This is a genomic window from Actinacidiphila cocklensis, assembly GCF_907177275.1.
Lineage (GTDB): Bacteria > Actinomycetota > Actinomycetes > Streptomycetales > Streptomycetaceae > Actinacidiphila > Actinacidiphila cocklensis.
The window spans coordinates 23,394-34,616 of the sequence record NZ_CAJSLV010000101.1; the positions used below are offsets into that span (position 1 = coordinate 23,394).

General features: G+C 72.1%; 7 protein-coding genes. 2 read left to right on the forward strand and 5 right to left on the reverse strand.

Annotation, left to right across the window (positions count from 1 at the left end; all coding sequences use genetic code 11):
* Positions 1-85: 85 nt before the first annotated feature.
* The 4 genes from NFU81_RS35075 to NFU81_RS35090 are packed head-to-tail and all read right to left on the reverse strand — an operon-like array spanning position 86 to position 4,945.
* Positions 86-1,123, reverse strand: a complete 1,038-nt coding sequence (locus tag NFU81_RS35075) for an ABC transporter permease (RefSeq protein WP_251499479.1) — start codon at positions 1,121-1,123, stop codon at positions 86-88.
* The gene (locus NFU81_RS35080) at positions 1,120-2,082 is read right to left on the reverse strand and encodes an ABC transporter permease (protein WP_251499482.1); all 963 of its coding nucleotides are present in this window, start codon (positions 2,080-2,082) and stop codon (positions 1,120-1,122) included. The genes NFU81_RS35075 and NFU81_RS35080 overlap by 4 nt, the downstream gene beginning before the upstream one ends.
* The gene (locus tag NFU81_RS35085; RefSeq protein WP_251499485.1) at positions 2,079-3,809 is read right to left on the reverse strand and encodes a sugar ABC transporter ATP-binding protein; all 1,731 of its coding nucleotides are present in this window, start codon (positions 3,807-3,809) and stop codon (positions 2,079-2,081) included. The genes NFU81_RS35080 and NFU81_RS35085 overlap by 4 nt, the downstream gene beginning before the upstream one ends.
* Positions 3,810-3,850: 41 nt before the next feature.
* Positions 3,851-4,945, reverse strand: a complete 1,095-nt coding sequence (locus NFU81_RS35090) for an ABC transporter substrate-binding protein (RefSeq protein WP_251499488.1) — start codon at positions 4,943-4,945, stop codon at positions 3,851-3,853.
* A gap of 322 nt (positions 4,946-5,267) precedes the next feature.
* Between NFU81_RS35090 and NFU81_RS35095 the strand changes: the two genes are divergently transcribed.
* Together NFU81_RS35095 and NFU81_RS35100 are read left to right on the forward strand one after the other, a co-directional pair.
* Positions 5,268-7,724 (forward strand): RICIN domain-containing protein, encoded by a 2,457-nt coding sequence (locus tag NFU81_RS35095; RefSeq protein ID WP_251499490.1) that lies wholly within the window; start codon positions 5,268-5,270, stop codon positions 7,722-7,724.
* A gap of 70 nt (positions 7,725-7,794) precedes the next feature.
* Positions 7,795-10,389, forward strand: a complete 2,595-nt coding sequence (locus NFU81_RS35100) for a glutaminase domain-containing protein (RefSeq protein WP_251499493.1) — start codon at positions 7,795-7,797, stop codon at positions 10,387-10,389.
* A 9-nt stretch (positions 10,390-10,398) separates the two neighbouring features.
* On the opposite strand, the gene NFU81_RS35105 is transcribed toward NFU81_RS35100, so the two are convergent.
* Complete coding sequence (locus NFU81_RS35105; protein WP_251499498.1) at positions 10,399-11,202, reverse strand: endo alpha-1,4 polygalactosaminidase; 804 nt, start codon at positions 11,200-11,202, stop codon at positions 10,399-10,401.
* Between the last annotated feature and the right edge of the window lie 21 nt (positions 11,203-11,223).

The following is an 11,223-nucleotide window of genomic DNA, read 5'->3' on the forward strand; positions in this document are numbered from 1 at the left end:
TTCCCTCGGCCGTCCTGCGGAGGCACGGCGGTTCCGGCCTCAGTGTGCCGGTCCCGTATCCGGTACGGGTACGCGGCCGGTGTCCTCAGGTGCCGCGTCTGGCCGCCGACAGGTACCGCTGGGCGACGACGACCACGATCAGGAAGCCGCCGCTGACCACCGACTGGTAGGAGGAGTTGAGCGAGCCGATCTGGTTGATCAGGTTCTGGATGACGCCGAGCAGCAGGACACCCCACAGCGTGCCCGACACCGATCCCGCGCCGCCCACCAGCAGGGTGCCGCCGATGACGACCGCGGAGATCGCGTCCAGCTCCATGCCGACGCCGATGATGGTCACCCCCGACGACAGCCGGGCCGCGTTCAGGGCGCCCGCGAAACCGGCGAGCAGCCCGCTGAGCGTGTAGACCAGCACCTTCGTCCTGGCCACCGGCAGGCCCATCAGCAGCGCCGCGTCGCCGCTGCCGCCGACCGCGAACAGCGCCTGCCCGAAGGAGGTGCGCTGCAGCAGCAGACCGCCGAGGCCGAACAGCGCGAGCGCGATCAGCACCGGGTAGCCGAAGCCCCACACGGCGCCGCCGCCGAGTTTCTGGAAGGCCGAGCCGCGCGGCACCAGATACGTCTTGGCGCCCTCGTGGGTCAGCGCGAGCAGCAGCCCGCGGGCGCCGAGCAGCGAGGCCAGCGTGACGATGAAGGGCGCCATCCCGGCCTTGGCGACCAGCAGCCCGTTGATCGCGCCGATCGCCCCGCACACCACGAGCGGCAGCAGCAGCGCGGGCAGGAAGCCGTACTGCGACGCCCAGGCCGCGACGACCCCGCCCAGGGCGAAGACCGAGCCGACCGACAGGTCGATGCCGCCGGTGACGATCACCAGCGTCATGCCGAGCGCGACGATCGACAGGAAGGACGCCTGGATGGTGACGCCGCGGGTGTTGTCCAGGGTCGCGAAGGAGTCGAAGAGGAAGGAGGAGATGACGCAGAGCAGGACCAGCACGGCCAGCACGCCCTGGCGCTGGAGCAGTTCCGCCGCGCGCTGCCGCCCGCTCGGGCGGGGCTCTGCGGTCACGGTCAGCGGGGGCGGCGGCCCGGCGGGTGCGGGCAGCGCGGTATCGGCGAGGGACTTCATCGGGCTCTGCGCTCCCGGGCGACGTAGACGGCGACGAGGATGATGCCCGCCTGGACCATCTGGGCGGTGGAGTCGTGCAGGTCGTGGGTGACCAGGGTGGCGTGCAGCAGCTGCATCAGCAGAGCGCCGAAGACGGTGCCGAGCACCCTTACCGAGCCGCCGGTCAGCGGGGTGCCGCCGACCACGACCGCGGTGATCGCGGACAGTTCCATCAGGTTGCCGAGCGAGGACGGGTCGCTCGCGGTCAGCCGTGCGGTGGCGAGCACGCCGGCCAGGGAGGCCAGCACCCCGCAGATGACGTAGACCCCGATCAGTACCCGCCGGACCGGGAGCCCGGCCAGCGCGGCGGCCCTCCTGTTGCCGCCGACGGCCACCAGCTGGCGCCCGAAGGTGGTGCGCTGGACCAGCCCGGCGACCATGGCGGCCAGCACTCCGGCGATCAGGACGACGACCGGGATGCCGAGGACGCTGTCGGTGCCCAGGCTCAGCAGGTCGGTGTTCTCGATCTGCTTGAGCTGCCCGTCGGCGATGACCAGGGCCAGGCCGCGGCCGCCGACGAAGAGCGCGAGGGTGGCGACGATCGGCTGCAGGCCGACCAGCGACACCAGCGAGCCGTTGACCAGCCCGACCACCACCCCGGCGAGCAGCGCCACCAGCAGCGAGGGCAGCAGCCCGTAGCCGAGGTAGAGCGGCAGCAGCGCGCCGGACAGCGCCATCGTGGAGCCCACCGACAGGTCGACGCCCTCGGTGCCGATGACCAGCGCCATGCCGAGCGCGACGATCACCACCGGTGAGACCTGGACCAGTTGGGTGCGCAGGTTGTCCGCGGTCAGGAAGTGGTCGGTGAAGATGCCGTTGAAGACCAGCAGCGCCAGCACCGCGGCGTAGACGCCGTAGCGCTGGAGGGCGTCGGCGAGCCGCGGCCGGTCCAGGCCGCGGGGGAGCGCGAACGACGTCATCGGGGGTCCTCCTTGCGCGGGTCGGGTACGCCGTCGGGCTCGCCCTCGGCGCCGGGCGCGTCTTCGGCCTCGGCCTCGGCCTCGGCTTGGGCTGGGGCGTCCGGCGGGTCGCCGGCCTCCGGCGCGGGCTGCGGCACGGCGTCCGGTGCGGTCTCGGCAAGTACGGTCAGCAGCCCGCCCTCGGTGACGTCGTCGCCGGTCAGCTCGCCCGCGACCGAGCCGGCCCGCAGCACCACGATCCGGTCGGCGCCCTCCACCAGCTCCTCCAGCTCGGAGGAGATCAGCAGCACCGCCAGGCCCTCGGCGGCCAGCTCGTCGATCAGCGTCTGGACCTCGGCCTTGGCGCCGACGTCGATGCCCCGGGTCGGCTCGTCCAGCAGCAGCACCCGCGGTTCCAGGCACAGCCAGCGGGCCAGCAGCACCTTCTGCTGGTTGCCGCCGGACAGTTCGCCGACCTTCTGCTCCGGGCCGGCCGCCTTGATCCGCAGCCGCTTCATGAAGATGTCCACCACCCGGTCCTGCTTGCGCCGGGAGATGAAGCCGAACCGGGACAGCCGGGGGAGCGCGGCGAGCACGATGTTCTCCCGCACCGACAGGCCGGGCACGATGCCCTCGGCCTTGCGGTCCTCCGGCAGGAGGCTGATGCCGGCCCGGATCGCGGCGGCCGAGCTGATCCGGCGCAGCCGCCGGCCGCCGACCGTGATCTCGCCGCCGTCCAGCGGCAGCGCCCCGGCCAGCGCCTTGGCCGTCTCGGTGCGGCCGGAGCCCAGCAGCCCGCCCAGGCCCAGCACTTCGCCGGGCCGCAGGTCGAGCCCGATGTCGTCGAGCAGGTGCCGGCGGCTGAGCCCGGTCGCGGTGAGCACCGGCTCCGCCGCGGGGGTCCTGCCGTCGTCGTGGCCCTCGGCGGCCTCCTTGCGCACCCGGGCCAGCTCGCGGCCGAGCATCATCGAGACCAGCCGCACCCGGTCGGTGTCCGCGAGGTCGCCGGTGTGCACCAGCCGCCCGTCGCGCAGCACCGTGACCCGGTCGCAGATCCGGTACAGCTCGTCCATCCGGTGGCTGACGTAGACCAGCGAGATGCCGCGGGCGTGCAGGTCCCCGGTCACCCGGAAGAGCGTCTCGACCTCGCGCGGCTCCAGCGAGGAGGTGGGCTCGTCCATCACCACGACCCTGGCCCGCACCGAGACCGCCCGGGCCAGCGCGACCATCTGCTGGGTGCCGATGCCCAGGGTGTGCAGCGGCCGCCGCGGGTCGGCGGTGATGCCGAAGCCGCCCAGCAGCTCCGCGGTCTCCCGGTGCATCCGGCGGAAGTCCACCAGGCCGAGCCGGGTCCGTGGCTCGCGGCCCAGGAAGATGTTGCGGGCCACGCTCATCAGCGGGACCAGGTTCACCTCCTGGTAGATGGTGGAGATGCCGGCCTGCTGCGCCTCGTGCGGACGGTGGAAGGCGACCGGCTCGCCGCCGAGCCGCAACTCGCCCTCGTCGGGCCGGTGGACGCCGGTGAGGATCTTGATCAGCGTCGACTTGCCCGCCCCGTTCTCCCCGACGAGCGCGTGGATCTCACCCGCGCGCAGGGTGAACGAGACGTCGTCGAGCGCCACCACACCGGGGAAGCGCTTGCTGACGCCGACCGCCTCCAGGACGGGTGCCGGCGGGGCCGCGGGGTCCCCCGGGCCGTCGGGACCCGGCGGGGCGGACTGCGCCGCTGCGGCTTCTGGTGGTGCCATGTCGGTGGCCTTGCCTTCCGGGTGTCGGGGTGCGGGCCGGCTCAGAAGGCCCCGGCCACCGAGTCCTTGGCGTTGGTCTCGTCGTAGGCGCGGTCGGAGATGATGACGTTCTCGGGGATCGCCTCGCCGCCGTAGAACTTCTGCGCGGTCGCGAAGGCCAGCGGCCCGAACCGCGGGTTGGACTCGATCACCGCGTTGTACCGGCCGGCGACGATGGCCTGTACGGCGTTGCGGGTGCCGTCCACCGAGACGATCTTGACGTCCTTGCCGGGGTTCTTGCCCGCGCTCTTGAGCGCGGTGACCGCGCCGAGGCCCATCTCGTCGTTCTCGGCGTAGACCGCGGTGATGCCCGGCTTGGACTGGATCAGCTGCTCCATGACCTGCTGGCCCTTGTCGCGGGTGAAGTCGCCGGTCTGCTGGGCGACCACCTTCAGGCCCGGCGCCTTGGCGGCGATCTCGTCGAGGAAGCCCTTGGTGCGGTCGGTGGTGACGTTGTTGCCCGACGAGCCGAGCAGGATCGCCACCTGGCCCTTGCCGCCGGTCGCCTTGATCATGGCGTCGGCCGCGCGCTGGCCCTGCTTGACGAAGTCCGAGCCGAGGAAGGTGACGTAGTCCTTGCAGGACGTGGCGTTGATCTTGCGGTCGATGGTGATCACCGGCACGTGCTTGGCGGCGGCGGCCTGCAACGCCGGCTCCAGGCCGTCGGAGTTGAGCGGCGCCACGATCAGCAGCTGCGCGCCCTGGTTGAGCATGTCCTGGATGTCGCTGATCTGCTTGGGCAGTTGGGACTGGGCGTCGGTGGTGAGCAGCTTCTTGACCCCGAGCTTGGCCGCCTCGTCCTTGATCGACTTGGTCTCGGCGATCCGGAACGGGTTGTCCTCCTTCTCGGACTGCGAGAAGCCGACGACCGCGTTCTTCAGATCCAGCTTCTGGGCGCCGTAGGCGGTCAGCGTGCAGCCGTCGGCCGCCGCGGTGGCCGATTCGGTGACCTGCTGCTGCGCGGCGTCCTGGGAGGAACTGCTGGGCGCGGCGGCCTTGTCGTCGCCCTCGGACTTGGAGCAGCCGCTGGCGGCGAGGCCGGCGGTGGCGAGCAGCAGGCAGGCGGCGGCCAGGGTGCGGGTTCTGTGCTTGGTCATGCTCACGACACTCCTTGGTTCGACGGGGGTGGTCCGTCGGTCGTACGAGTGGTCCGGGGCGACGCGCGGGAGGGTGGGAACGGGGTTCCCGGGGCGCGGCTTTACAACGTTATATATGCGCCCCCCGGCCGCCACAAGAAGGCCGTCGAGAGTTTCGAAAACCCGTCAACCACCGTGAGGTGCCGCGGTCTTCCGGATACGGGTGGGACTTGTGACGACTTCTGTGCGAGCTATGGACATGGCTCCCGGCGCGTGCTGTCATGCCGGGTGGCATCGCTCTTTCCAACGTTGGAAGAACGTGAAGCACAGGAGGCCACCCCCCATGCCCCTGAACCGCCGACAGTTCGTCACCACCGCACTCACCGCGGGCGCCGCTCTCCCACTGCTACCGGCCGCGCCCGCCGGTGCCGCCGCCGGGGGCGGGGACGCGGGCCGTGCCTCGACCCGCGTCGCCCCCGCCCCCGGCGGCCTCTACAGCCCCAACGCCGCCCCGCTCGCCCCCACCGCCTTCCTGCGGCTGCCGCCCGGCGCGGTCACCGCCCGCGGCTGGCTCGACGGCCGGCTCCGGCAGCAACTCGCCGGCCTGTGCGGGCAGTACGCCTCGACCTCGCACTTCCTGGCCATGGACGGCACCGGCTGGGTCCACCCGGAGAAGGTCGGCTGGGAGGAGGTCCCGTACTGGCTGCGCGGCTACGTCGACCTGGCGATCCTCACCGGCGACGGCACCGCGCTGGCCGCCGTGCGCGGCTGGGTCGACGCGATCCTGGCCACCGCGAAGTCCGACGGCTTCTTCGGTCCGACGGCGCTGCGCACCTCGCTCGGCGGCGGCCCCGACTTCTGGCCCTACCTGCCGCTGACCTGGGCGCTGCGCAACTGGCAGGAGTACAGCGGCGACAGCAGGATCGTGCCGATGCTCACCGCCTTCTTCCGCTACATGAACGCCCAGGGACCCGGGGCCTTCAACCAGAGCTGGGTGTCGGTCCGCTGGGGCGACGGCCTGGACAGCGTCTTCTGGCTCTACAACCGCACCGGCGACGCCTTCCTGCTCGACCTCGCCGACAAGATCCACGCCGGCGGCGCCAACTGGGTCAACAACCTGCCGACCCTGCACAACGTCAACGTCGCCCAGGGCTTCCGCGAACCCGCGCAGTACGCGCTGCGCTCGCCGTCCACCGCGCTGACCCAGGCGGCGTACCAGAACTACACCGCGGTGATGACGGCCTACGGGCAGTTCCCCGGCGGCGGGTTCGCCGGTGACGAGAACGCCAGGCCCGGCTTCGGCGACCCCCGGCAGGGCTTCGAGACCTGCGGCATCGTCGAGTTCATGGCCAGCCACCAGCTGCTGACCCGGCTCACCGGCGACCCGGTGTGGGCCGACCGCTGCGAGGACCTGGCCTTCAACTCGCTGCCCGCCTCCCTCGACCCGTCCGGCAAGGCCATCCACTACATCACCAGCGCCAACAGCATCGACCTGGACAACTCGGCCAAGACGCAAGGGCAGTTCCAGAACAACTGGGCCATGCAGGCCTACCTGCCCGGCGTCGACCAGTACCGCTGCTGCCCGCACAACTACGGCATGGGCTGGCCGTACTTCACCGAGGAGCTGTGGCTCGCCACCCCCGACCACGGGCTGGCCGCCGCGATGTACGCACCCAGCACGGTGACCGCGAAGGTCGCCGGCGGCACCCAGGTGACCATCACCGAGACCACCGACTACCCCTTCGCCGACACCGTCACGCTGACCGTCAGCACCCCGGGGGCGCTCGCGTTCCCGCTGTACCTGCGCATCCCCGGCTGGTGCCGCAGCCCCCGCGTCACCGTCAACGGCGCCGCCGTCACCGCCCCCGCGGGACCGGCCTTCACCGTGGTCAACCGCACCTGGAACAACGGCGACTCCGTCGTCATCACGCTTCCGCAGACCACCACGACCAGGACCTGGCCCGGCAACCACGGCGCCACCGGCATCGACCACGGCCCGCTCAGCTACTCCCTCGACCTCGCCGAGAGCTACGTGCAGACCGGCGGCAGCTCGCAGTTCCCCGAGTACGCCGTGCACACCTCCGCCGCCTGGAACTACGGGCTCGCCCTCGACGCCGGCAGCACCACCTTCACCCGCGCGGGCGGATCGCTGCCCGCCGACCCGTTCAGCCACGGCGGCACCCCGGTGCGCATCACCGCCCCCGCCCGGAAGATCGCCGAGTGGCAGGCCGACAGCCAGCACGTCGTCACCCCGCTCCAGGACTCACCGGCCCGCAGCACCGCCGCCGTCGAGACCGTCTCCCTCATCCCGATGGGCGCTGCCCGGCTGCGGATCTCCGCCTTCCCCACCACCTCGCCCACCGGCCACCAGTGGTCGGCCCCCGCCCCCTACCGCAGGATCAAGAACAAGAACTCGGGCAAGGTGATGGGCGTCGACCTGATGTCGACCGCCAACAGCGCGCACGTGGTGCAGTTCGACGACAACGGCACCGCGGACCACCTGTGGCAGCTGGTCGACAACGGTGACGGCTGGTTCCGCATCCGCAACCAGAACTCGGGCAAGGTGATGGGCGTCGACCTGATGTCGACCGCCAACAGCGCGCACGTGGTGCAGTTCGACGACAACGGCACCGCCGACCACCTGTGGCAGTTCGTCGACAACGGTGACGGCTGGTTCCGCATCCGCAACCAGAACTCCGGCAAGGTGATGGGCGTCGACCTGATGTCCACGGCGAACAGCGCCCATGTCGTGCAGTTCGACGACAACGGCACCGCCGACCACCTGTGGCAGTTCCTCTGAGCCACCGCCGTCCCCCCGCCACGCCGCCCGGCCCCCTCGCGACCCCACACCTCCCCGAGGACGGAACCCCGTGACATCCGACGACCCCCGCACGCCCCGGCCCGGGCGGCGCGACCTTCTCAAGTGGGGCGGCGCGTTCACCGCGGCCGCCGCCACCGGCGGATTCTTCACCCTCACCGCCGCCCCGGCCCACGCGCAGGCCGCCCCCGGCCTCGCCCCGGCCGCCAGTACCTTCGGCCCGATCCGGCCGCCCGCCGTGCCGCTGGCCGTCCGCTCGATGTACCTGTCGACCTGGCTGCCCGCCGACAGCCTGGCCGGCACCTGGCCCACCTTCTGGAACGGCCACGTCACCGCGCTGTGCGGCCTGGCCAGGATCGACGGCGCCGCCTACGTCTTCGCCGGCGCCCCCGCGCTGCCCGCAGGACCGGCGCTGACCGCGATGCAGCAGGTGTCGCTGCAACTGACCGCGACCCGCTCCGTCTACACCCTCACCGGCGGCGGCGTCACCCTGACCGTCACCTTCTTCTCACCGGTCGACCTCGGCAACCTGCAGCGCCAGTCGGTGCCGCTCAGCTACGTCACCGTGCAGGCCGCCAGCACCGACGGCCGCGCCCACACCGTCGACGTCCACGTCGACGTGTCCGGCGAGTGGGTGCACGGCGACACCGCCACCCCCATCACCTGGGACCTCCAGCAGGCCGGCCGGATGACCGTGCTCAGCGCGCAGCCCGCCACCCCCGGCGTGCTCCAGGAGCACGGCGACCAGGCGTCCTGGGGCCGGCTGGTGCTGGCCGCGCCCGGCGGCACCGGGGTCACCGCGCAGATCGGCCAGGACACCGTCGTGCGCGCAGCCTCGGTGTCCGCCGGACGGCTCGACGGGTCGGTCGACAGCGCCAAACCCCGTGCCATCAGCGACCGCTGGCCGGTACTCGGCCTCAACCGCGACTTCGGCACCGTCAACCCGGGCACACCGTCGGCGGAGTTCACCGTCACCGTCGGCCACGTGCGCACCCCCGCGGTCACTTACCTCGGCGCCCAGCTGCAGCCGTGGTGGACGCACTACTGGGGCTCCTGGACCGACATGGTCGGCTGGTTCGACGCCGACCGCGCCGCCGCACTGACCGCCGCCACCGCGCTCGAAGCGCGCATCCGCAACGACGCCGCGGCCGCGGCCGGCGGCGGCGCCACCGGCGACCACTACGCCGCCGTCTGCGCCCTCGCGCTGCGCCAGGCGGTGGCGGGCACCGAACTGGTCGACCGGGGCGGCTCCCCGTGGGCGTTCCTGAAGGAGATCTCCTCCGACGGCAACATGTCCACCATCGACGTCACCTACCCGGCCTTCCCCGCCTACCTCTACCTCTCGCCCAGCTACCTGCGACTGCTGCTCGAACCGCTGCTGGACTACGCGGAACACGGGGGCTGGCCCAAGGAGTTCGCCCAGCACGACCTCGGCTCCGGCTACCCCAACGCGACCGGGCACAACGACGGCAACGAGGAGGACATGCCGGTCGAGGAGTCCGCGAACATGCTCATCATGGCCGCCGCCCTCCTCCAGCGGCTGCCCGCCGCCGACGCCGCCTCCTTCGCGAACGCCCACTACCCGATCCTGCGCCAGTGGGCCGAGTACCTCGCCGCCAACGCCCTCGACCCCGGTTTCCAGAACCAGACCGACGACTTCACCGGCTTCATCGCGCACAGCGCCAACCTCGCGCTCAAGGGCATCGTCGGCATCGGCGCCATGGGCGTCGTCGCCGCCGTGCACGGCAGCACCGCGGACGCCGTCCACTACCGCACCCTGGCCCGCAGCTACGTCAGCCGGTGGACCTCGCTCGCCGAGGACTCCTCCGGCGCGCACCTCAAGCTCGCCTACGACCAGGACGGCACCTGGAGCCTGAAGTACAACGGCTTCCCCGACCGGCTGCTGGGTCTCGACCTGGTCCCCGTCGGCACCGCCGCCCGCGAGGCCGCCTGGTACCTGGCGAAGGCCGGCGCCTACGGCGTCGTCCTCGACCCGCGCAACGACTACACCAAGGGCGACTGGGAGCTGTGGACCGCCGCCTGGCTCGCCGACCACGGCACCACCCGCGACCGGCTGGTCAACGGCGTCTACGACTTCGCCAACACCTCGCCGCAGCGGGTGCCCTTCAGCGACTGGTACGTCGTTGCCAGCGGTGCCCAACGCGGCTTCCAGGACCGGCCGGTGGTCGGCGGGATGTTCGCGCTCCTGCTGCCGCCCGCTCCGTCCACGGTGAGCTGGCACCGCATCCAGAACCGCAACTCGGGCAAGGTGCTGGCCGTCTCCGGCATGTCGCTGGCCGACACCGCCGAGGTCACGCAGTACACCGACAACGGCACCGCCGACCACGTCTGGACGCTGCTCGACAACGGCGACGGCACCGTGCGGATCGCCAACCGCAACAGCGGCAAGGTGCTCGCCGTCCACGACCAGAGCACCGACGACGGCGCCCACGCGCAGCAGTACCAGGACAACGGCACCCCCGACCACCTGTGGCGCATCACCGACAACGGCGACGGCTGGTCGAAGATCGTCAACGTCCGCTCCGGCAAGGTGCTCGCCGTCGACGGCATGTCGCAGGCCGACGGCGCCCAGGTCACCCAGTGGACCGACAACGGCTCCGCCGACCACCTCTGGCGGTTGATCTGACGGCGGGCGTCAGCAGGGTTCGCGCCAGGCGTCCAGCGCCAGGTGCTTGCGCATCGAGCTGAAGCCGAGCTTGCGCACCGCGGGGCAGAACTCCGCGGGCGCGAGCTCGTACTCGACGTGGAAGACCGGCTTGCCCGCCGCGACGAACGGCGACAGCCGCTCGCACTCGCCGTACTGCGCGCACTGCTCGTCCACCGAGAAGTCGAAGTCGCCCAGCAGCTGCGGCACCTGGTCGAGGTCGTTCTTCAACCCGACCGCGAGCCCGCGGTCGCGGGCGAGCCCGGCGATCATGCGGTTGTACGCCAGCTGGTCGGCGGCCGTCAGCGGGAAGCCGGTGGTGTTGGCGTATCCGTCGAGGAGGTCCGGTTCGACCGCGTCGAAGCCCTTGGCGCGGCACATGTCGAACCGGGCCGCCATCAGCGGGCGCAGCCGGTCCAGGGCGCGGACGTCCAGCCAGCGTTCGCCGTCCCAGCCGTCGCCGCGGCCCAGCAGCGCCGCGGGGAAGTCCTTCGCGTCCGGCCGGAAGGACTCCCACGCACCGGCGTTGACGTAGCAGACCACCTTGCGCCCGTCGGCGTGCAGGCGGGCGACGGCGGCGGCGCCGTTCTCGAAGCCGTCGATGTCGTAGACCGGTACGTCGACGGACGTGTCGACGGTGCCGCTGAGCTGCCACTGCCAGGCGACCCCCGGCCGCGGCTGCCAGCGCGCACCCGAGGCTCGGCCGGACGGGGCCGCCGACCGGTCGCCGTCGTGGCCGCCGGAGGAGGTGCAGCCCGCCGCCGCGAGCAGCAGCACGGCGGCCAGCGCGAGCACGCGGGCCGCCCCGCCGCCAGG

Bases quoted from the DNA above. Each gene is read 5' to 3' on its own strand.
- NFU81_RS35075 (WP_251499479.1), bottom strand. From the start codon at position 1,123: ATGAAGTCCCTCGCCGATACCGCGCTGCCCGCACCCGCCGGGCCGCCG.
- NFU81_RS35080 (WP_251499482.1), bottom strand. From the start codon at position 2,082: ATGACGTCGTTCGCGCTCCCCCGCGGCCTGGACCGGCCGCGGCTCGCC.
- NFU81_RS35085 (WP_251499485.1), bottom strand. From the start codon at position 3,809: ATGGCACCACCAGAAGCCGCAGCGGCGCAGTCCGCCCCGCCGGGTCCC.
- NFU81_RS35090 (WP_251499488.1), bottom strand. From the start codon at position 4,945: ATGACCAAGCACAGAACCCGCACCCTGGCCGCCGCCTGCCTGCTGCTC.
- NFU81_RS35095 (WP_251499490.1), top strand. From the start codon at position 5,268: ATGCCCCTGAACCGCCGACAGTTCGTCACCACCGCACTCACCGCGGGC.